Genomic DNA, 20,890 nt, shown 5'->3' with positions numbered 1-20,890 from the left:
TTGGTGAGCGAGGTGACGCTGGGGGGTGACAGAGGTTGGTGAGCGCGGTTGTCGCTGGATTGTCTCGGGGAGGGCGCCCAGTCTGGATCGACGCTGGTGGGAAGGGTGGCGAGGATTGCTTTGTGAGTGAGTGCTCACTCACTTTATCGTCGTACTGTGCCAGGAACGACCACAACGCCAGGGCCCGGTCGGGAATCAGGAAGGCGTGCCCGACCGCTGCCCCCTGAGGAACGACGACTCCTGATCGTCCACACCGCCACCCAGATGATCCGCCGCGACCAAGCGCTGCCATCCACCCGCCGGATCGCCACCGAAAGCGGCATCGCCGAAGGCACCCTCTTCCGGGCCTTCACCACCAAAGAAGCTCTCCTCGACGCGATCATCTCCGCGACAGCCTGCCCGTCCCCGTTCTGGGAACGCACCCGCCATATCGACCGGACCCTGCCCCTGCGAGACCGCGTCTACGCGCTGGCAGAGCTCCTCAACGACAGATTCACCGAGATCTTCGACGTCCTGGGCCCATTAGGAGTGATGGGTCCACCCCAGCACGGCCCACACCCCGGCTGCCCCAGCGCCGACGACCACGACTGCCTGGACCCCCACCACATCCGGCAGCACCTCTACGACGTCCTTGGCGCGGACGCGCACACCCTGAGGGTGCCACCCGACATCCTCGTCGACGCCCTGCGCTTCCTGTCGTTCGCCGGGAGCCACCCACATATCAACGACGGAAAACTGATGACACCTCACGCGATCGTCGACATCCTGCTTGACGGGGCCCTGCCACGGGCGGCAGACATCGAACGGCCCGACGAGATCACAGCGCTCGACACCCACCGGAGCACATCACTGCTGAGCAGCCACGACTCGCAGCCGAAGGGATCCCCATGCTGACCACTGTCTTAACCAGGCATCTGCGCCCCTACCGAGGATTCCTCGCCGCCGTGGTCGTCCTCCAACTGTTCGCCACCATCGCCTCGCTCTACCTCCCCAGCCTCAACGCCGACATCATCGACAACGGCGTCGCCAAAGGCGACACCGACCACATCTGGAAGGTAGCGATGTGGATGCTCGCTGCCGCACTCGGCCAAGCGCTCTGCCAGATCGCCGCCGTCCGCAACGGAGCACGAGCCGCCATGGGCATGGGCCGAGACCTGCGCAGCGGCCTCTTCGAACAGGTCATGTCATTCAGCGCCCGCGAGGTCGCCCACTTCGGGGCGCCATCCCTGATCACCCGCACCACGAACGACGTCCAACAATTGCAACAACTCGTGCTGATGGGCTGCATCGTCCTGGTCGGCGCCCCCATCACCATGATCGGCGGGATCATCATGGCGTTACGCGAAGACGTCGGCCTGTCCTGGCTCGTCGCCGTCGCCGTACCGCTCCTGACCATCAGCGTCCTGCTCGTCGTACGCCGTATGGTGCCCCTCTTCCGGCAGATGCAGACCCGCATCGACGCCGTCAACCGGATCCTCCGGGAGCAAATCAGCGGCATCCGCGTGGTCCGCGCTTTCGTCCGCGAAGACCACGAAATCCGGCGATTCGCCGTCGCCAACGACGCCCTCACCGAGGTCGGCCTCGGCGTCGGTCGACTGATGGTGCTGATGTTCCCGATCGTCATCGCGATCATGAACCTTTCCACCGTCGCCGTCATCTGGTTCGGCGGCCACCGCGTCGACGACGGCGCCATGCCGGTCGGGTCGCTCTTCGCCTACATGAGCTACCTCATCCAAATCCTGATGTCAGTGATGATGGCGACGATGGTCGCCACGATGGTGCCGCGCGCCTCCGTGGCCGCCGACCGCATCGGCGAAGTCCTCGACACCCACTCCACCGTGATCCCCCCAGCACAGCCGGTACGCCGTACCAACCCCACTGGACTCGTCGAACTCGACCACGTCGAATTCACCTACCCCGGCGCTGAAGCACCCGTCCTACACGACGTCACCTTCACCGCCCGCCCCGGCACAGTCACCGCCGTCATCGGCAGCACCGGATCAGGCAAAACCACCCTGATCAACCTGCTACCCCGGCTCTTCGACGCCACCGGCGGGACAGTCCGACTCGACGGCACCGACGTCCGCGAACTCGACCCCCACGAACTGTCCCGTGACGTCGCCATCGTGCCCCAACGGCCCTACCTGTTCTCCGGGACCGTCGCATCCAACCTGCGTTACGGCAATCCCGACGCCACCGACGATGACCTCTGGCAGGCACTACGCATCGCCCAAGCCGACGAGTTCGTGCGCGGCATGGAAGACGGCCTCGACGCACCCATCGCCCAAGGAGGGACGAATGTCTCCGGCGGACAACGCCAACGACTGTGCATCGCCCGCGCCATCGTCGCGCGCCCCACGGTCTACCTCTTCGACGACTCATTCAGCGCCCTTGACCTGGCCACCGACGCGCGCCTCCGAGCCGCACTACGGCCCTCGATCCGCAACGCAACCATGATCGTCGTCGCCCAACGCGTCTCGACCATCGTCGACGCCGACCTCATCATCGTCCTGGACTCCGGCCGAGTCGTCGGACTCGGCCGACACGCCGAACTCCTCACCCAATGCCCCACGTACGCCGAAATCGTGGCCTCCCAGCTCAGCGCCCAGGACGCCGCCTGATGGCCGCCACGACACGCCGACACGGACGCCACCCCCACGGCACCGAAAAAACCCCCGTCGGACACACGATGAGCACCACCCGCCGCCCCCACGGCGCTCGCGGGGGCGGCCCGATGGGAGGCGCTTTGGCGCAGAAGTCGTTGGACTTCTCCGGGTCAGGTCGGCGCCTACTCGGATTGTTGCGGCCCTCTCGGGTCCACGTGATCACCGCGGTCGTGTTGTCTGTGGCTAGCGTGGCGCTGTCCGTTGTCGGACCTAAAGTCCTCGGTCATGCCACTGACCTGGTATTTGCTGGGGTGATCGGACGCCGACTGCCCGCCGGGACCACCAAGGAGCAGGTGGTGGCGGCGTTGCGAGCCCGCGGGGAGAACACGTTCGCTGACCTGGTGTCAGCGATGGATGTCATTCCTGGCCGGGGAGTGGACTTCGACGAGGTCGGTCGCGTCCTGCTGCTGGTGCTGGGACTGTACGCCGTCGCCGCCGTCCTGATGTGGGCGGCCGGTCGTCTCATCAACCATGTGGTGATCACCACGATGCGTCGACTGCGCGGGCAGGTCGAGGAGAAGTTGCACTCGCTGCCGTTGTCCTATTTCGACGCCCAGCCCCGCGGAGAGTTGTTGTCGCGGGTGACCAACGACATTGACAACCTCGGGCAGAGTTTGCAGCAGACTTTCGGACAGTTATTGAACAGTCTGCTCACCGTCATCGGCATCCTGGTGATGATGCTTCTGGTCTCTCCGATGCTGACGGTGATTGCTCTGGTCGCAATCCCGGTGTCGGTGCTGGTCACTGTGGTCATTGGCAAACGCAGCCAGCGGCAATTCATTGCTCAGTGGTCCCGCACCGGTGAGTTAAACGGCTTGGTCGAGGAGGCCTACACCGGTCACGAATTAGTGGCCGCCTTCGGTCGGCGCGCCGAGGTGTCTGAGCGGATGCGTCGTACCAATCAGGATTTGCATGACGCCGCGTTCGGCGCGCAGTTTGTCAGCGGCTTGATGATGCCGGTGATGTTCCTGGTGGGGAACCTGTCGTTTGTCTTGGTCGCCGTCGTTGGTGGGCTGCGGGTGGCGAATGGAGCCCTGAGTCTGGGTGACGCGCAGGCCTTCATCCAGTACTCACGGCAGTTCACTCAGCCGTTGACGCAGGTTGCATCGATGGCGAACCTGCTGCAGAGCGGTGTGGCCTCCGCTGAGCGAGTGTTTGAGCTGCTCGACGCTCCCGAGCAAGTCCCGGAGGTGGCTCGCCTCGGTGACCGACCAGAGCCGCACGGACGCATCGAGTTCCACGATGTGGCCTTCTCCTACCGGCCGGATCGTCCGCTGATCCACGACCTGTCATTGACGGTTGAGCCGGGACAGACCGTGGCCATCGTGGGACCCACCGGTGCCGGGAAGACCACCATGGTCAACCTGATCATGCGGTTCTACGAGTTGGATCGTGGCCGGATCACCTTGGATGGCGTTGATATCGCTGCGATGCCTCGACGCGAACTGCGCCAGCGCATCGGGATGGTATTGCAAGACACCTGGCTCTTCCACGGCACCATCCGGGACAACATCGCCTACGGCAGGCCGGACGCCACCGAAGAGGACATCCACGCTGCAGCGGAGGCGACGTACGTCGATCGCTTTGTCGCGCACCTGCCTGATGGATATGACACGGTCCTTGACGATGAGGGTTCCAACATCTCGGCAGGGGAGAAGCAGCTCATCACCATCGCCCGGGCCTTCCTGAGTGCGCCGAGCCTGTTGATCCTCGATGAGGCGACCAGCTCGGTGGATACCCGCACCGAGGTGCTCCTGCAACACGCCATGGCAGCGTTGCGCACTGATCGCACCAGCTTCGTCATTGCACACCGACTGTCCACGATCCGTGACGCTGACGTGATCCTGGTGATGCAGGATGGCGTGATCGTCGAACACGGCTCCCACGAGCAGCTGCTCGGGCTCGATGGCGCCTATGCGCAGCTCTATCGCAGCCAGTTTGCCGGGGCAGCGACCGCCGACGAGTCAGCGCCAGCCGACCCAGCTGACTCGGTGGCCCCAGCGGCTCCGATCGAACGAGACGAGCCGATCGCGCCGGTTGACCCACCAACCAACTCCTCTGATAACACAGGTCAGCGGTGAACGGAGCCGGGGAGGCGTCCTAGGCGGATTCCTCCTCGGCTTCCTCCATGGTGAGGTCCGGTTCGAACGACGAATGGTGGCTGACAATCGCCCATTCCTCGCCGTTCCACACATACGCGAAGCTGTAGCGCCCTTCCAGGCGTTCAACTTCTTCTTGGAACTCCAACCGGTAACGGCCCACATCGACAGCCATGCCATGGCCCCGATAGATGTGACGTTCGATGACCGAGACCCAGGGCTTCTTGGCCAAGAACATCTCGTAATAGGCGAGACGTTCCTCAGCGTTCTCGCAGAGATGTTCCGAGAGACTGGGCAGCAACGTGGCGTCAGGCATGTAGAGCGCGTCAACGGCTTTGGCGTCAGAGTTCTGCATCACTGAGTTCCACCGGTCAAACAAGGCCGCGATCTCCGCTTCGGTGGGGACCGGATATCCTTCCGCGGCGAGCGCCAGCGGCGAGATCTTCACGGATGGAGCGACGTACGGGTCTGCGGTCAGTGATTCGGCGGCGGCACTCTGACCGGGCAGGACTCCGCGGACTGCGCCAGCGATGCGGGCGCCGCCTCCGTCGCGTCCAGTGGGCTTGGCGGATGGGGTTTTCACAGCGCTGTCAGCGGTGCCCTGCTGTGGATCATGCTGCTGCATGCTGCTCCTCGGTGCTTGAGAACGTCGCACGCCGGCGCGTTCTGGTCGGACTATCCCCCGAGGCGATGACGTGATGTGGCAAGCGGATGCACTCCGCTGGGGTCATCGCTCCCAGGAGCAGATGACCAGCGGCGTGGAGGGGTGATACATCGGCGTTCTTCAGAGTGGGCTCCTGCGGAAATATCAGCACGATCAGCGTGGCAAACATGGAGTCCTTTTGGTGCATTAAAGGACTCCTCAAGCGCTCATCGGCATGTGCGGGTCAGACCTGACCCTTTAGCGACCACATTCCGCCACGAGAGAGGGCCCCGGCTGTCGCGGTGACAGCCGGGGCCCTGTCTCGTCGGTGAGGTCAGCGGGTGCGCAGGATGTGCATCGCCTCAGTAGCGGGGATCGTCCGGCGGGATCCGAGGGCATCTCGCAGGCGCGCCCAATCGTTGCTGTCGGCGGTGAAGGCTTCGCTGCGGGTTGCTGGTGGGGCGGGTGCTGATGTGGGCGAGGCTGGTTGTGGTGTCGGTGGGGTAGGTGCTGCTGCCGGGGGAGGTTCGGGGTGGGGTGTGGGGTCCAGCACGGCGGTGGACGCGGTGACACCGAGCAGCGACAGAGCCTCAGCGGCGGGCATGGTGCGTCGTCCGTCGAGGTGGGTGCGCAGGCTGGCCCAGGTGGTGGCGTCGGCACTGACTACTGCCCTGGACGGCGTCCCTTCGGGGGGAAGGGCTGGGGTTGTCGAGGGGGTATCGGCGGCATCTGAGCTGCTGGCATCTGGTGTGGTGGTGTCCGCTGTGGGGGTGTCTGGTGCGGCGATGCCCAGGAGGGCGAGGGCTTCGGAGGCGGGCATGGTGCGTCGTCCGTCGAGGTGGGTGCGCAGGCTGGCCCAGGTGGTGGCGTCAGCTCGGTGGGGACTGGCTGTGGCGTGGACGGTCGCGACGTCATCGGCGTACGGCGTGTCATCCAGCGCTGGAGATTCCGTGTTGAGCGTGTCCTCAGGGGCGACCTCGGAAATCGTGGCGGGGGCGGTTCCAGCTGGGGGACGGACGGCGGCGAGCAGCATCTGGGCCACGTCGACCACTTCGACGTCGGCACGGGCGGTGCCGGTTTCTTGTTGACTGGTCAGCCCGTCAGAAATCATCACTCGACAGAACGGGCAGCCGGTAGCGATCCGGTCAGCGCCGGTGGCCACGGCTTCCGCCGTACGGTTCTCGTTGATGCGAGAGCCGAGTTTTTCTTCCATCCACATGCGTGCGCCACCGGCACCGCAGCAGAACGACGTTTCCTGTGAGCGGGCCATTTCGTGGTGGCGCACTCCGGGCAGGCTGGCGATGAGTTCGCGTGGGGGGCTGTAGACGTGGTTGTGCCGACCCAGATAGCAGGGGTCGTGGTAGGTGACGTCTTTTCCGGTGGAGGCGACACCAGAGGTGTCGGCTGCCTCGGGGCGGGCGGTGGGTACGAGGCGTTTTTCTCGGACGAGCCGGTTGAGCAGTTGGGTGTGGTGGACCACGTCGAAATCACCACCCAACTGGGGGTATTCGTTGCGCAGTGTGTTGAAGCAGTGGGCGCAGGTCACCACGATCGTGGTGGCCTGGGCTGCGGTGAGAGTGGCGATGTTTTGCGCAGCGAGCATCTGGAAGAGGATCTCGTTGCCCGCGCGTCGGGCTGAGTCGCCCGTGCATGATTCACCGTTGCCGAGCACCGCGAAGGAGACCCCAGCGTGGTGCAGCAGTTCGGCGACGGCGCGGGTGGTCTTTTTGGCGCGGTCCTCGTAGGCGCCTGCGCAGCCCACCCAGAAGAGGTAGTCGACTTCGGTCAGGTCGTGGACGTGTTGACCGACGACGGGTACGTCGAAGGGCAGCCCTTGTGTCCAGTCGAGGCGCGTTTGCGGGGACATGCCCCAGGGGTTGCCCTTGCTTTCCATGTTTTTGAAGAGGCCGGACAACTCGGCGGGGAACGCTGATTCGATGAGGACACGGTGGCGGCGTAAATCGATGATCGAGTCGACATGTTCGATGTCGACGGGGCATTGTTCGACGCATGCCCCGCAGGAGGTGCATGACCAGAGCACGTCGGTATCGATGATCGCGTCCGGGCCAAGGGCGTCGTAGGCCCCGATCGGGTAGGGCGCTTCATAGCCGGTGTCGCCGACCAGCGGGATTTCCGCGAGACGTTTGACGTGTTTTGGCAGGTCGTGGCGCTGGTCCTCGGTGGCCAGAATCCAGGGGGCTTTGGCGTGAGCGTGGTCCCGCAGGGTCATGGTCAGCAGCTTTGGCGACAGCGGCTTGTCGGTATTCCAGGCGGGGCATTGACTCTGACAGCGGCCGCATTCGGTGCAACTGGTGAAGTCGAGCAGGGACTTCCAGGAGAAGTCTTCAATCGCGCCGACTCCCAAGCGCGGTATCGCTGCGGGGGTGTTGTCGTCTGCGCTCTCGTCGCCCATGGCATCGATCTCGGCCAGGCCGACAGGGGCGCCGGTGGGGGTGAGGATCGGGCGGAGCGCTCCCAGCGCGGTGCGTCCAGAGGCCTCACGTTTGAACCAGATGTTGACGAACGCCAAGAAGCGGTGCCAGGCGACTCCCATAGTGGGGTTCAATGCGATCACGATCATCCAGGCGAAGCTGACCAGGATCTTGAGCATCGCGAAGATGTAGACCGCTTCATAGATCTGAGCCAGGTCGAGGTGGCTCCAGAAGAGGGTGCCCCAACCGGTCAGTGGGAAGTGCAGGGCGATGTTTTCCTCGGGGTGCTGTATCTGCACCATCCGCGCTTCGAGGGAGCGCAGCAGGATGATCAGGACCATCACCGCGACGATGGTCGCTTCGACGTAGTAGGCCTTCCATTTCACCGAACCGAAGAATCGGCTACGGCGGCCGTGGACGCCTTTAGCGAACCGCGGGTTGTGGCGTTGCCGAATGCCGACGAGGGTGAGGATGCCGACCAGACCGAAGACACACAGGCCTTCGATGATCCATTCGAAGGGGAAGAAAGTCCCGACGATGGGGAGTCGGAAGTCAGCCCAGAACAGTTGGAAGAACGCGTTAACCAGGGTAGAGAACAGCACGAGGAATCCCACGGCAGTCACCCAGTGTGCTGCCGCAACCACAGGGAGTCGGGCCATTCGGGTGTGGCCGAGGAATTCCTTGATCAGCACCCAGGTGCGGCGGATCGGGCGTCCGGTGCGGGTGGGGTCGGCTGTGCCCATTCGGAAGACTCGGCTGTATTGCCAGATCCGCCAGAACAGCAGACTCCAACCGATGGTGGGGACGATCAGGCACAGCAGGATCGCCGTGGCTTGCAGCGCTGACATGCTGCGATGATACGGAGCTGATCTGCGGGGGACGGGGTGCTCGTCGTTGTGACCTGGCTCTCCCTGGCGAGGATCGTCGAGGGTGGCCGGTCTGCGGTGAAGCTGTGGTGGTGGGGCGGCACCACCACCAGATCCATAAGATTTTGTTGGAATACCTATAAGCAACCTACTGTTGATTCAGCTGACAGAGCTCGACGTCCCCCGCCGTACCGGCCACCCACGTCGACCCCGACGACCCACCCAGGTGAGAAACATGACCGTGTACGACGACGTGACCGCCCTCGTGGGCGGCACCCCCTTGATCCGGATCAACCGCATGATCGACGGCCCGGCGACCGTCCTGGTCAAAGCCGAGTTCGTCAATCCTGCCGGGTCAGTCAAAGACCGCATCGCCGTGGCCATCATTGACGCCGCCGAAGCCGCCGGTGAACTCCGCCCCGGTGGCACGGTCGTCGAAGCCACCAGCGGCAACACGGGCATCGCGTTGGCGATGGTCGGTGCCGCCCGTGGCTACCGCGTCGTCTTGACCATGCCGGAGACGATGAGCACCGAACGGCGAGCGCTGCTGCGGGCCTTCGGAGCCGACTTGGAGCTCACCCCGGGCGCTGCCGGGATGAAAGGCGCCGTGGAGCGCGCCCAACAGATCGCCGCAGGGGACAATGCCATCCTGGCCAGTCAGTTCGCTAACCCGGCCAATCCGCAGATCCATCGCGAGACCACCGGTGAAGAAATCTGGGCTGACACGAACGGCACCGTCGATATTTTCGTGGCCGGGGTCGGCACCGGCGGGACGGTCTCTGGCGTCGGCGCCACGTTGAAAGCCCACGACCCCGGCATCACTGTTGTGGCAGTTGAACCCGCAGAGTCCCCGATCCTCACCGGCGGTCAGGCGGGACCGCACCGGATCCAAGGCATCGGCGCGAACTTTGTGCCCGACAACCTCGACCGCGACATCGTTGACGACATCCTGCGTATCGACGCTGACACCGCCGTCGCTCATGCTCGGGCTGCAGCGACCCAGGAAGGGTTGCTGGTCGGTATTTCCTCCGGGGCTAACCTTGCCGCCGCCGCCCAGCTCGCTGCGCGACCGGAGAACGCCGGGAAGACCATCGTCACCATGTTGTGCGACACCGGCGAGCGCTACCTGTCCACTGTCCTGTTCGACGGCTTGACTGACTGAGCCATGTCCGCCTCGCAGCCTGTCGGTGTCGCCGACCCTGAGCCGAGATCCCTGGCTGGTCAGGGCCGGGGACATCGGTGGATGCATGCCGTGAAACGGATGGCTGGTGCTGTCCTTGAAGACCTCGATGCGGCCATCGCCCGGGATCCTGCCGCGACCGGTCGCGTGCAGATGGCATTGGTGAGTCCGGGCCTGCATGCGCTCTGGGCGCATCGGGTGGCCCATTCGATGTGGCGTCATGACCGTGGTCGCCTTCCAGCGCGGTTGCTGTCTCAATGGACTCGGGCCCGCACCGGCATTGAGATCCATCCGGGCGCGACCATCGGGCGGCGACTCTTTATCGATCACGGCATGGGGGTGGTGATCGGCGAGACCGCCGAGGTCGGTGACGACGTGATGATGTATCACGCGGTCACTCTTGGGGGTCGCACCCTGTCCGCTGGAAAACGTCATCCCACGGTGGAGGATGGTGTCACGATCGGTGTTGGTGCCCGAGTGCTCGGCGCGGTGACGATCGGCGCTGGCGCGCAGATCGGCGCAAATTCGGTGGTGGTCAAGGACGTTCCAGCCGAGCATGTGGCAGTCGGGGTTCCGGCGCGGACCCGTCCTGGCGGTCAGCAGCGCATCCTGGGGCTTCCGGATGATCTGTACGCCGAACCTGCGTTATGGATCTGACCAGACCAGGATCTGAGGTAGGTACCTGCCTCAGGTAAGGCGGACACCCGATGTGGGCCCCTACCTCAGACCGGGATCGTGAGGGTTGACGCATTCTGTGACATCCACCACGAAAGGCAGTAGCGATGTACGCCCTGACCGACCCCCAGACCCTCGCGGCAGAGATTCGTTGGCGCTACGTCGACGACCATGCCGGACTGTCCTGGCGGTCCACGCGACCTGCTCGTCGCGTCACCCTCGATGTTCGGCGTGACGAGACCCGACGCGGCGGCTTCCTCCCAGGGCTGAGTATCGGACGCCGAATCCTCGGCAGCTACGGCCCGATCGACCCGCTGGATGGTCGTCGACGCGCCAACTGAACGGACACGTCTCACCGCGCCGGTCCGCAGGTTGATAATGCAGGGTATGCCCTTGTACGTCCCGGACCGGCCGCTGGTGGGACGTCTCACCGAACTTGATCGTCTCGCCGCAGCGACCGGCGGCGGTCACACCACTGGCCTCGCTGTTCTCTCCGGGGACGCAGGCATCGGCAAGACCCGACTCATCGCTGCCCTGGCCACCCGAGCTCAGGAAGCAGGCCACGTCGTGGCCGTCGGCCACTGCGTGGGAGTGACCGGCCCCCACCTGGCTTATCTCCCTCTCGTCGAACTCCTCGACGATCTCACTGCCGCCGAACCCGACATGGTCCGGCAGGTCGCGGCTACCCACCGCACGCTGGCACCCTTCCTCCCCGTCGAAGACCACCCCGCCGTCGACCCCATCGAAGACACCAGCCCGGTCCCTGACCCCGGCCGCATCGCCACCGCCGTTCACGCCCTGCTAGAAACCGTCGCCGCACACCGGCCCGTGCTCGTGGTCGTCGAAGACGTGCACTGGGCCGACAACTCCACCCGGGACCTGCTCACCGTATTGTTCACGCGCGGCTTCACCGGACCAGTCGGTCTGCTCGCCTCCTACCGAGCTGACGACCTGCACCGACGCCACCCCCTGCACGAAACCCTCGGCCTGTGGGCCCGCCTTCCTCAAGTCACCCGAATTCACCTCGGACGTCTCCCCGCCCGCGACATGCGCGCCCTCATCGACGCCACCGGCGGTGCGCCCACCTCCCGGGCCGCAGTCGCTGACATCGTCGACCGTGCCGACGGCAACGCCTTCTTCGCCGAAGAACTCATTGCCGGCGGCAACGAACTCACCGGCGACCTCGGCAGAGTCCTGCGCCTCCGCGTGGAAAACCTCGGCCAGACCGCCCGCACCGTCGTCCAAGCCATGGCCGTCGGCGGACGCCGCGTCAGCAGCGAACTCCTCAGCTGCGTCACCGGACTCGACGCGCACACCCTCGACCAGGCCCTCCATGAGGCCACCGACCATCACATCCTCGTCTGCACCGCCGAAGACGACATCGCTTTCCGGCACGCCCTCCTCGCCGAAAGTGCCTACGACGACCTGCTGCCCACCCAACGCCGCCGCCTGCACTCCGCCTACGTCGACACCCTCACCCACCGCCCCGACCTTGGCACCGCCGCCACCCTCGCCCGACACGCCTACGAAGCCGGTGAACGTGCCACCGCGATCGCCGCATCACGCCGCGCCGCCGAAGACGCCCTCGCCGCCGGTGGCCCCGTCGACGCCCTCGCCCACCTCGAACGCGCCCTCGCCTGGACCGACCCAGACGACCCCGTGCGCGACGACATCACTCTGCGAGCCGCCTTCGCCGGCGTCCACGCAGGCAACGTCCCACGCGCCATCCACCTCCTGCGCGACGCCATCGACCACCCAGGTCCCCGCCAAGACCATGACAAACGCGCCTACATGCTCTCCCTGCTGGTCTTCCGCTGCCGTGAAATCGACGTCCCCTGCGACCCCGTCGCCCTCACCGACGAAGCCCTCGCCCTCCTCGACGAGCACACCCCCGCCGAAGTCCGCGGCGGCGTACTCCAAGCACGCCTCCAAGCCCTCACCGAGACCGGCAGATACGCCGAAACCGCACCCCTAGCCGACGAAATCGCCCGCATCACCGAAGAACACGGCCTATCCCGGCAAGCCAGCGAAGCCCGCGCGATCCTCGCCCGCGTCGTCGAAGCCCAACAAGACACCGACGCGATGGGCGCCCACCTCGAAGCTGTCCGCGCCGAACTCGCCGGCGGCGATGACCCCATCCAAGTCCGCGTGCACCACAACCTCGCCGGGGTCTACCACCGCCGCGGCGACCTCCGTGGAGCCCGCGACCTCATGGCCCAAGGCCGAGCCATCGCCGAACGGCTCGGACGCCAATGGACCCCCTGGGCCGTCGAATGCCGCGTCCTCCAAGGCATCTACAGTTTCGAACTCGGCGAATGGGCACTCGCCGACGACATCCTCACCGTGCCCCCACACACCCCAGAACTGGCGCGAGCCATGGCCGAAGCCGCGCACATGGGGGTGCACGTCGCGCGTGGAGACATCGACAGCGAACACCTCGGCTCCCTCGACCGATGGTGGACCTACGACGGACTGACCTGCCTCCTCGGCCTGATCGTCGGCATCGAGGTGTACGGCAGGGAAGGGCGAGTCAACGCAGCCATCGACGTCGCAGGCCAAGGCGCCGTGATGCTAGAACGCATGTGGGGACCCTCCTGCCAAGCATTAGTGCGACTGAGCGCAGTACTCGTCGGAGCAGTCACCGGGCCGCTTGCAGCATCACCCGAAGACACCCGCTCCCGAGCGCTGCCCGAGATAGCCCGGCTCGTCACCAAAGCCCGAGCCATCACCACCGCCAGCGACGAACGCATCGGAGCCGAAACCCGGGCATGGGCCGCCCGGATGGAAGCCGACTGCGCACGATCCGTGATGATCGCCGCACCCGGCATCCCCCCAGCAGACGGCGGACCGGTCGACGCCGACCAAGAAGTCGCAGCGTGGCGTGCCGCGCTCGCCGCATTCGAGTCGTACGGCAATGCCTACGAGACGGTGCGTTCCCGGGTGTTTCTTGCTGCGGCATTACGACGGGCAGGATGCGTGACGGTATCGCGAGAGGTCGCAACCCAAGCGGAACGGGAAGCACGCGCCTTGGGAGCGGAGCCGTTGCTGCAGGAGTTGGGGGTCTCCGGCCCGTCCGGCCCTCCGGGCGATCCCGCGGCCGCGGAGCCTTCGCCGGAGATGTTGACCCGTCGAGAGCGGCAGGTGTTGCAGCTAGTCGCAGCGGGATTGACCAACGGACAGATCGGGCGGCGCCTGTTCATCAGCACCAAAACGGCGAGCGTGCATGTGTCGCACATCCTCGCCAAGCTGGGAGTGCCGAATCGGGCGGCGGCGGCCGCGCAGGCCCGCCGATGGGGAGTCGGGTCCGGTACGCCGGAATGATCCGCCGACAAGGCCGCGCGTACGCTGACAGCTGTGTCTGCGAGCCGATCTGCCCTGCCTTGTGCCCCTGCTGGTGAGCTGTGGCTGCATCAGTCCCGGCAGGATCGACGCGGTGAATTGCGGGGGCGTGAAGAAGACCTCGCAGCGCTGTGGGCTGACCCGTCGTCCGTGGTGACGGAGGTGTCGGAGTCAGGTCAGTTGGTGACCGTCTCAGGCGGAGACGGCCTGGTGTGGCAGCCCACCGGATCGGTGCGGGATGACCTGGTGGTGTGGTGCGGCGGTGATCCAGCGCGGTGGGTGCGGGTGTCTGCGGATCCGGTGGCAGGGGCCCGCCCGTGGCGTGACGTGATCGGTGCGCTGCCAGTGGTGGATGCCCATGCCGCCGCAGTGGGTTTGGCGTTGGGGCGCTGGCATGCGACTCATCCGTTCTGCCCGCGATGCGGCGCGCCAACTCAGCCGCGACACGCCGGGTGGATGCGAGTGTGCGGGACGTGCGAGGCGGAGTTTTACCCACGCACTGATCCGGTGGTCATCATGGCGGTCTTGGACGACGCAGACCGGATCTGTCTGGTGCGAGGACATCAGTTCGCGTCATCGGTGGCGATGTCATGCCCCGCCGGTTTCGTCGATGCCGCCGAGTCGTTGGAAGACGCCGTACGCCGTGAGGTCGCTGAGGAGCTAGGGCTGCGGACCGTGGACGTGTCCTACGCGGGAAGCCAACCGTGGCCAGCAGCGGGGCAAGTCATGGTGGCTATGGTCGCTCGGGTCGAAGATCCAGCATTGACGATCGACCCGGTCGAGGTGGCGGCGGCGCGATGGTTCACCCGCACCCAGCTACGAGAGGCCTTGACTGCCGGTGAGGTGACCCTGCCGCCGTGGTTCGCGGCAGGCCGCTGGTTGATCGAAGGGTGGTTGGGAGAGCGCGTCGATGCGTCATTCACCACGACCGCAGTGCGCACCGGGTCCTGACCACCGCGTTGGGCGGCCAGGACCTCTCGACGAGCACCTGTCGCTGAGTGGCGCTGGCAGGAGACGGCGGTTCAGGGGCCGGTGGGACCGGGGCCAGGCCACGTGGTTCCGCCATAAGGTGGATCGGTTCGGGCGGTTTCGGAGGTGCCGCTGGCGTCGTCACGCTGCCCGGGCATGACCGAGCTGACGGCGTTCCGGGCGGTGTCGGCGACATCCCCGAGGGTGGCTCGAATCTCAGGGGCTTTGTCCTTGGCGGCATCAACGACGGCTTGTCCGGCGCTGGTGGCGGTTTCCACGGCCAGTTCGTGCGCCTGGCCGACTTTGTCCTGTACCCGGGGGTCGTTCCACAGGACATCGGCGTGTTCTTTGATCTGTTCGTACCGGCCTCGTCCGGCCCTGGCCCCCAGGACGTAGCCGATCGCGGCCCCGGTCAGCAACATCACGCGTCCGCGCATGGCCTGTTCTCCTTAGGATCGGTGAGTGGCAGCGTGGGTCGTCCGTGACCTCTTGGTGATCGCGAGCTTAGACGCCGAATGTCTTGTCATGGCGTGAAGTTCGGTGTCGAATCCGAGGTGTTCTCGACGATTCAAGTGACCTGGTCTCGCCACGAGATGGCGGTGGCCTTCCTGGACCGGGATGTCGGCGTTGCCGGATGGTCGATAGGCTACGAGGCTGACCCGCAGTTTTCGGCGGGTGGGAGGAGATCCACATGGTCCGCTACTGCCTCGAGTGCGGTGCGCAGTTACCGTCTCAAGCCCGGTTCTGCGTGTCCTGTGGGGCCGCGATCACCGGCGTTGATAGTGCTGGTGCAGCCGCTCGACGAGAGAGTTCGGTCGAGCTGTCCACGGCCGCGATGGCACCCATCACTCCGGGTCCATCGCCAGCGTTGACGCCAGAGCAACTCGCTGCCGCAGCCGGGATGGCCGGGGGTGCAGCGACCGCCAAGATCGATACGCCGTTCCCCGCCGGTGATGCCGGAGCAGCCACCGCGAAGTTCGACACCGCAGCTGCGGGAGGCCCCGCTCCGACGGCGAAAATCGCTCCGCCTCGCCCGACGTACCGGGGGGTGTCACGTGACGGCGTGTCGCAACAGTTCGCGGCCTGGCCGGATGACGACGACCCGTGGGAAGCCCCCGAGGAAAGCGCTCCGCAGGCACCGCCGACCCGTCGAGGCGGCGGCGCCCGGCATGAAGCCGCCGAACCGGAAACTGGGAGTCGTACGGCGGCGAGACGCTATGCCGATGCGCAAGAAATGTCGGGGCGTCGGCGGGGAATGGTCGTGCCGATCGTGGCGGGCGCGGCAGCTCTATGCGTCCTGGGGATCGGTGCAATGGTGTGGACTCTCAACAGTGGCAACGGAGTCCCTGCGCCAGAGCCGGTGCCAAATCCACCGTCGGTGGCACCTGCCGTCCCCACCACAGACAAGGAAACGAGTGCGTCCGGGACGGAAGCGAAGGCTCAGGCAGCTCGAGCAGCGGTCCTGGAAGCGTTGGAAGCTGGCAAGGGGTCCCGCACCACATTGGTGCAGGGCATCGACACCTACTGCAGCAAACGAGACCGCGAGGGCGGTAGCAAGCTGATGACCGAAGCCCTGCAGGGGCGCATGGCACAACAAGCGAAGCTGGGCGAAATGGGAGACACCGCATTCGCTGATCTCCCCGGAGCCAAAGATGCCCGCGACAAGCTGAAAGAAGCGCTGCAAGCATCAGCAGAAGCCGACCAGATCTATGTGCGCATGGCCCGCTCGGGCACGGTCTGCCATAACAGCAGCGAATTAGCCCAGGCCAACTCAAAGGCGTCACAGGCGAAGCAGAACTTCCTGCGTGCGTGGAACCCCATCATGACGGCCAACAAAAAACCAGAAATGAAAGCCGACGACATCTGAGCTGTGCGCTCAGATGTCGTCGCGGTGGGTGGCTCCGCCCTGAACTGAGGGCGGTGACACTCAGCCCTGACCAGGGTCGGCATGGGTCAATGGCGGAGGGCGTGGGATTCGAACCCACGATGGGGGGTCACCCCATAGCGGTTTTCAAGACCGCCGCACTAGGCCACTATGCGAGCCCTCCATGCATGTCACGTCGGCGTGGACCGACGTGCGCGTCGCCTAGTCTACGGCCCGTTGGACGGTGACGTGGACGCCGGTGCACATCGACCGGACGGCAACTCATCCCGATGGTCCGCGAGCAGCCGGGCCAGCGTGGTGATGTCTGCGACGCCTTGGTCGTATCCCTGAGGGGCCAGCACGGTCACTGCCACGGCGGTCTGCCCGCCGTCAGCAGCGGGCACCACGCCGATCTGTCGTACGACGTACCCGTGGTCAGAGGACGGCCCCCAGCCGCCTTTGAAAGCGGGCGCGTCGATCTTGCCCAAGCCCCAACGGTGGGCGGTGATGATGTGTTTCATCGCGTCGTAGGCGGCAGCGGCGTCGGCGCGGCAGGGGAGTGACGCGGTGTAGCGCACGGCGTCGTCGTCACGCCATACCGTCTGTCCGTACGGGGTGTACGGCGGGCGGACGTCGTGATCCTGAACGATGGTGTTGTGGTCACCGCCAGCGCGTAGCTCGTTCTGGACGGCCTCAGCAGCTGTTTTGCCTCCGCCGAGTCCTTTCCACAAGCTCGCGGCAGCCTCATTGTCTGAGGCGGTGATGGCGCGGGTTGCTGTGGCGGCGTCTCGTCCACGGGTCGCGACCACCATTGGCACTTTGATGGTGGACCAGGCTGGCGTGGCGGGGAGATCTCCCCATCGCAGTGTTTCCTCGGTGGAGCCGGTGCCTACCCGCAGGACAGCCATGCTGGCGCGGTGCCGTAGTTCCTGGGGCAAGGCCTCAAAGGCGCGGGTGAGCTCTGGGGTCTGTGGCCCTGGGGTGCGAGCGGCGCGGGTGGCGGTGCCGAGCCCGCTGGGGGGGCTGGAGGTGCTGCTGGAGTCGGCGGGGAGGTCGGGAGGACCCCAGCCGCACGAGCTGAGCTGCCCGGCCAGCAGGCAGGCTGTGGCCAGGATCGTTGCGATACGTCGTCGGGGGAGCGTCACGCGAGGGAGAGGAAGAGTTTCTCGAGACGCTTGGAGTCCAAGCTGTCGGCGTCGCCCGCGTCCACGCACTGACGCAGGGTGGTGGCGATGATGCTGAACGCGGCACGATCCACCGCTTTGCTGACGGCGGCGAGCTGGGTCACGACGTCTTCGCATTCGCGGCCGTTTTCGATCATGGCTAGGACGCCCCCGAGCTGTCCTTGAGCGCGGCGCAGTCGGTTGATCACCGCGCCCATGTCCTCAGGTTGGAGCGACACCATGGGTGTCTCCTTCCGCTGTGTCCGGGGCTGCCGGTGGCGTGCGGTGGTGGCCGCTGCCCGCTGGTCGGGGCTCCTCATGATACGGCGGGAGTGAGACACGCCCGAGGTGGTGTCCGTACCGTGAAGACAGTCGCCTGACCAGAATCCTTGCTGCACAAGGCAGGTCCGACGCGATGGCGGGATGTGCTTTTTTGGGGCCTTGCGACCCAGTGACTCTGTGCCTGGTTTGCGCAAAGATAGGGATATGCCCACAGTCACCATGACGATGGTTGCACGTGAGGCGGGGGTCTCGGTGAGCACCGTCTCGCACGTCGTCAATGGCACACGACCAGTCAATGCGCAGACGCGCCGACTGGTCCTAGCCACCATGGATCGTCTCGGCTTCCAGCATCGGCCGGTGGCGGGATCCCTCGCGGCCGGATCGACCTCCACCATCGGTTTGGCGATGTCACCATCGGTCAACCCGGCTCTGCGTGAACTCGCAGATGGAGTGGAGGAAGAAGCGTCTCGGCGTGGCCTGCAGATGATGCTGGTCGACACGCACGACGACCCGGTCCATGAGGCCAGAGTCGTCGCCAACCTCCTGGCCCACCACGTCGACGGCTTGCTCATCGCCCCGACTCGGCAGTGGGAGGAGGGCACGCTGAAGCGTCTCCGGGAGCGCAATGTGCCCTTCGTGGTGGTGGACCGTCTCCAAGATGCCCGCGCTGACCAGGTCGGCGTCGAAAACCAGGGCGCTGCTACCAGTCTGGTCGAGCACCTCATGGCTCGCGGCCACACTCGGATCGCCTTTGTCGGCGGCTGGCCAGAGACTATGACCTGGCAGGAACGACAAGCCGGGTACGTCGAAGCGCACCGGCGACGGGGGATTCCGGTGTGCCCTGAGCTGGTCTCTGATGACAACACCGGTGAAGAAGGCATGCGCAAAGCGGTGGCGGCGATGTTGGCCTCCGCTGAACCTCCGACAGCGGTTTTTGCGGGGGGACACAGCGCCACGCTGGGCACATTGCGGGCAGCTAGGGCGGCGGGGCTGTCCATCCCGCAGGATCTGGCGGTGGTGGCCTTTGACGAGGTGCCCTGGGCGGGGGTCGCTGATCCGGCCATGACGATCCTGGCGCAGCCGTGGTTTGCGATTGGAGCACGGGCTGTGCAGCTGTTGGAACGACGCATGCACACGCCTGATGCGCCTCCGCAGACTTTGCGACTCGCTGGTGAGATCGTGCATCGCCGGTCATGTGGGTGCGATGGTTCAGCGCGGAGCTGAACCGATCGGGACGGTTCGGAGTTGTTGAAAACGCTGAAATCTTCACGATGACAGGTCTCTGACCTGCACTCTTCGCCATGAAGCCTTCTGGGGTTTAGGCTTAGTCTGACGACCGTCCAAGATGTCACCCACATAGGCATGTCGAACCCCTGACACAGGGAATCCGATCAGTGTTGGATTCTCCTGTCACTGCAAGCTGCTGCCGTGCTACGGTGAGCCTGGTTGCACAGCAAGTTCCTCGCGGCGGTTTCCCTAGCCTCCACTCCGGACAGCTTCATTGAGCTCTCGGGATGATGGGCCAGTCCCCGTGTTGGGGTGATGGAGCAGCCAGGCGCTCATGAAGTGTGACGCGCCGCAGGCCTCAACAGAGAGTTGTTTTTCGCATGGCTCAGGGCACCGTGAAGTGGTTCAACGCCGAAAAGGGCTTCGGTTTCATTGCTCAGGACGGCGGCGGCCCCGACGTCTTTGTTCACTACACCGCGATCCAGACGAACGGTTACCGTTCGCTCGACGAGGCGCAGCGCGTCGAGTTCGAGGTGACGCAGGGCCCCAAGGGTCCGCAGGCGGACAACGTTCGTCCCATCTGATTCCCTGACGCCGATAGACGTCAGTTAATCGCGAACGGCCCCCGGGATACCCCCGGGGGCCGTTCGTGCGTTCTGTGGGGTGCGCTCGGCGGGGGAGGTCGAGGTGGGGCGGGTAGCTCTGCGTCGCTGAGATATTTACGGGGGGCGTGGGGCGGCTGCATCGTGTCGTGGCCTGGGGTGTTGCTGCTCAGCGTCGTGGCCTGGGGTGTTGCTGCCCCGACGGACGTACAGTGCCGCTCCGGCGCGTCGTGGCTTGAGGCCATCATGGCTGGTCAGGACGGTGACATGACGATGGCTGTGTGGTCGGCCGGGCGTGGTGTAGGTCTGACGGTGCAGCAGATGCAGAAAGGCGCCTCGGGACCAGCTCAGCGGATGTGACCTGCGTGACACGAGTCGTCGTCGTGCCACTTTGTGTTCAGTCCGGGTGACCCGGTAGCCTTGCCTGAGCTTGCCGACCGCGATGATTCGTGGTGGGTAATCTGTGGAGGCGTCGCCTAGTCCGGTCTATGGCGCCCGCCTGCTAAGCGGGTTTGGGGGTTAAACCCCATCGAGGGTTCAAATCCCTCCGCCTCCGCCATTGTCGAAAGCGGCCTGACATCATCACGATGTCAGGCCGCTTCGTCGTGATGGGCGATATGTCGAGATGGTAGAGGTGCTGGGCGATATGTCGAGATGGTAGAGGTGCTGGGCGATATGTCGAGATGGTAGAGGCGATGGGCGATATGTCGCGACAGTAGCGAGCGCCGGGGCGGCAGGTCCACAGCGGGCATCGAGATGTCTGCATGGTGCCGACTCTCGAATCTGGCAGGTATGTCGAGACGGCTTCGAGGTGGACGGAAATTTACTTTCCGCACGGGATCGTGATTCCGCATACTCCCTATCCAGGGAATGAACGGTTTTA

Annotated in this window: 17 protein-coding genes and 2 tRNA genes; 13 read left to right on the top strand and 6 right to left on the bottom strand. The window is 65.4% G+C overall.

The window, feature by feature from the left end:
* The first annotated feature begins 156 nt into the window (after positions 1-156).
* From KEM60_RS06365 to KEM60_RS06355, 3 genes are read left to right on the top strand one after another with little or no spacing between them, the layout of a single operon-like run.
* Positions 157-894 (top strand): TetR/AcrR family transcriptional regulator, encoded by a 738-nt coding sequence (locus KEM60_RS06365; RefSeq protein ID WP_219106689.1) that lies wholly within the window; start codon positions 157-159, stop codon positions 892-894.
* Positions 888-2,621, top strand: a complete 1,734-nt coding sequence (locus KEM60_RS06360) for an ABC transporter ATP-binding protein (protein ID WP_219106688.1) — start codon at positions 888-890, stop codon at positions 2,619-2,621. The genes KEM60_RS06365 and KEM60_RS06360 overlap by 7 nt, the downstream gene beginning before the upstream one ends.
* The gene (locus tag KEM60_RS06355) at positions 2,621-4,747 is read left to right on the top strand and encodes an ABC transporter ATP-binding protein (RefSeq protein ID WP_370626312.1); all 2,127 of its coding nucleotides are present in this window, start codon (positions 2,621-2,623) and stop codon (positions 4,745-4,747) included. The genes KEM60_RS06360 and KEM60_RS06355 overlap by 1 nt, the downstream gene beginning before the upstream one ends.
* A gap of 19 nt (positions 4,748-4,766) precedes the next feature.
* On the opposite strand, the gene KEM60_RS06350 is transcribed toward KEM60_RS06355, so the two are convergent.
* Entirely contained in the window at positions 4,767-5,390 is a 624-nt protein-coding gene (locus KEM60_RS06350) for a DUF4440 domain-containing protein (protein WP_219106687.1), read from the bottom strand.
* Positions 5,391-5,742: 352 nt separating this feature from the next.
* The gene (locus KEM60_RS06345; RefSeq protein WP_219106686.1) at positions 5,743-8,688 is read right to left on the bottom strand and encodes a heterodisulfide reductase-related iron-sulfur binding cluster; all 2,946 of its coding nucleotides are present in this window, start codon (positions 8,686-8,688) and stop codon (positions 5,743-5,745) included.
* Positions 8,689-8,941: 253 nt separating this feature from the next.
* Between KEM60_RS06345 and cysK the strand changes: the two genes are divergently transcribed.
* From cysK to nudC, 5 genes are all read left to right on the top strand, one after another.
* Positions 8,942-9,868: a cysteine synthase A gene (gene cysK, locus KEM60_RS06340; protein WP_219106685.1), complete on the top strand. Its 927-nt coding sequence runs from the start codon at positions 8,942-8,944 to the stop codon at positions 9,866-9,868.
* A gap of 81 nt (positions 9,869-9,949) precedes the next feature.
* Complete coding sequence (epsC, locus tag KEM60_RS06335) at positions 9,950-10,543, top strand: serine O-acetyltransferase EpsC (RefSeq protein WP_219106915.1); 594 nt, start codon at positions 9,950-9,952, stop codon at positions 10,541-10,543.
* 125 nt (positions 10,544-10,668) lie between these two features.
* Positions 10,669-10,902, top strand: a complete 234-nt coding sequence (locus KEM60_RS06330; RefSeq protein WP_219106684.1) for a hypothetical protein — start codon at positions 10,669-10,671, stop codon at positions 10,900-10,902.
* Positions 10,903-10,948: 46 nt separating this feature from the next.
* A complete protein-coding gene (locus KEM60_RS06325) occupies positions 10,949-13,882 on the top strand; it encodes a helix-turn-helix transcriptional regulator (protein ID WP_219106683.1) in 2,934 nt (977 codons plus the stop codon).
* Between the two features lie 33 nt (positions 13,883-13,915).
* On the top strand, positions 13,916-14,851 hold the full coding sequence (gene nudC, locus KEM60_RS06320; protein WP_219106682.1) for an NAD(+) diphosphatase: 936 nt from the start codon (positions 13,916-13,918) through the stop codon (positions 14,849-14,851).
* Positions 14,852-14,922: 71 nt separating this feature from the next.
* Here nudC and KEM60_RS06315 read toward each other — a convergent pair whose 3' ends face one another.
* Entirely contained in the window at positions 14,923-15,306 is a 384-nt protein-coding gene (locus tag KEM60_RS06315; protein ID WP_219106681.1) for a YtxH domain-containing protein, read from the bottom strand.
* Between the two features lie 254 nt (positions 15,307-15,560).
* Here KEM60_RS06315 and KEM60_RS06310 point away from each other — a divergent pair, with 254 nt between their 5' ends.
* Entirely contained in the window at positions 15,561-16,736 is a 1,176-nt protein-coding gene (locus tag KEM60_RS06310; protein ID WP_219106680.1) for a zinc ribbon domain-containing protein, read from the top strand.
* A 90-nt stretch (positions 16,737-16,826) separates the two neighbouring features.
* Here KEM60_RS06310 and KEM60_RS06305 read toward each other — a convergent pair.
* The 3 genes from KEM60_RS06305 to KEM60_RS06295 all read right to left on the bottom strand — a co-directional run bounded on the left by KEM60_RS06305 (position 16,827) and on the right by KEM60_RS06295 (position 18,135).
* Positions 16,827-16,917: transfer RNA gene (locus KEM60_RS06305), tRNA-Ser, on the bottom strand.
* A 43-nt stretch (positions 16,918-16,960) separates the two neighbouring features.
* On the bottom strand, positions 16,961-17,878 hold the full coding sequence (locus tag KEM60_RS06300; protein ID WP_219106679.1) for a hypothetical protein: 918 nt from the start codon (positions 17,876-17,878) through the stop codon (positions 16,961-16,963).
* A complete protein-coding gene (locus KEM60_RS06295; RefSeq protein ID WP_219106914.1) occupies positions 17,875-18,135 on the bottom strand; it encodes a metal-sensitive transcriptional regulator in 261 nt (86 codons plus the stop codon). The genes KEM60_RS06300 and KEM60_RS06295 overlap by 4 nt, the downstream gene beginning before the upstream one ends.
* 262 nt (positions 18,136-18,397) lie before the next feature.
* Between KEM60_RS06295 and KEM60_RS06290 the strand changes: the two genes are divergently transcribed.
* The 4 genes from KEM60_RS06290 to KEM60_RS06275 all read left to right on the top strand — a co-directional run bounded on the left by KEM60_RS06290 (position 18,398) and on the right by KEM60_RS06275 (position 20,566).
* On the top strand, positions 18,398-19,402 hold the full coding sequence (locus tag KEM60_RS06290) for a LacI family DNA-binding transcriptional regulator (RefSeq protein WP_255574328.1): 1,005 nt from the start codon (positions 18,398-18,400) through the stop codon (positions 19,400-19,402).
* Positions 19,403-19,785: 383 nt separating this feature from the next.
* Complete coding sequence (locus tag KEM60_RS06285; protein ID WP_219106677.1) at positions 19,786-19,989, top strand: cold-shock protein; 204 nt, start codon at positions 19,786-19,788, stop codon at positions 19,987-19,989.
* Positions 19,990-20,151: 162 nt separating this feature from the next.
* Positions 20,152-20,367: a hypothetical protein gene (locus KEM60_RS06280; protein WP_219106676.1), complete on the top strand. Its 216-nt coding sequence runs from the start codon at positions 20,152-20,154 to the stop codon at positions 20,365-20,367.
* A gap of 105 nt (positions 20,368-20,472) precedes the next feature.
* Positions 20,473-20,566, top strand: a tRNA-Ser gene (locus KEM60_RS06275).
* Positions 20,567-20,890: the final 324 nt, after the last annotated feature.

It is taken from the genome of Austwickia sp. TVS 96-490-7B, assembly GCF_019331795.1.
Taxonomy (GTDB): Bacteria; Actinomycetota; Actinomycetes; order Actinomycetales; family Dermatophilaceae; genus Austwickia.
This window is presented reverse-complemented; position numbering and strand designations above follow the sequence as displayed.

What these genes read in the sequence shown, in the direction of transcription:
- KEM60_RS06360 (WP_219106688.1), top strand. Translation starts at nt 888, where the DNA reads ATGCTGACCACTGTCTTAACCAGGCATCTGCGCCCCTACCGAGGATTC.
- KEM60_RS06355 (WP_370626312.1), top strand. Translation starts at nt 2,621, where the DNA reads ATGGCCGCCACGACACGCCGACACGGACGCCACCCCCACGGCACCGAA.
- KEM60_RS06350 (WP_219106687.1), bottom strand. Translation starts at nt 5,390, where the DNA reads ATGCAGCAGCATGATCCACAGCAGGGCACCGCTGACAGCGCTGTGAAA.
- KEM60_RS06345 (WP_219106686.1), bottom strand. Translation starts at nt 8,688, where the DNA reads ATGTCAGCGCTGCAAGCCACGGCGATCCTGCTGTGCCTGATCGTCCCC.
- cysK (WP_219106685.1), top strand. Translation starts at nt 8,942, where the DNA reads ATGACCGTGTACGACGACGTGACCGCCCTCGTGGGCGGCACCCCCTTG.
- epsC (WP_219106915.1), top strand. Translation starts at nt 9,950, where the DNA reads ATGCATGCCGTGAAACGGATGGCTGGTGCTGTCCTTGAAGACCTCGAT.
- KEM60_RS06330 (WP_219106684.1), top strand. Translation starts at nt 10,669, where the DNA reads ATGTACGCCCTGACCGACCCCCAGACCCTCGCGGCAGAGATTCGTTGG.
- KEM60_RS06325 (WP_219106683.1), top strand. Translation starts at nt 10,949, where the DNA reads ATGCCCTTGTACGTCCCGGACCGGCCGCTGGTGGGACGTCTCACCGAA.
- KEM60_RS06315 (WP_219106681.1), bottom strand. Translation starts at nt 15,306, where the DNA reads ATGCGCGGACGCGTGATGTTGCTGACCGGGGCCGCGATCGGCTACGTC.
- KEM60_RS06310 (WP_219106680.1), top strand. Translation starts at nt 15,561, where the DNA reads ATGGTCCGCTACTGCCTCGAGTGCGGTGCGCAGTTACCGTCTCAAGCC.
- KEM60_RS06290 (WP_255574328.1), top strand. Translation starts at nt 18,398, where the DNA reads ATGACGATGGTTGCACGTGAGGCGGGGGTCTCGGTGAGCACCGTCTCG.
- KEM60_RS06285 (WP_219106677.1), top strand. Translation starts at nt 19,786, where the DNA reads ATGGCTCAGGGCACCGTGAAGTGGTTCAACGCCGAAAAGGGCTTCGGT.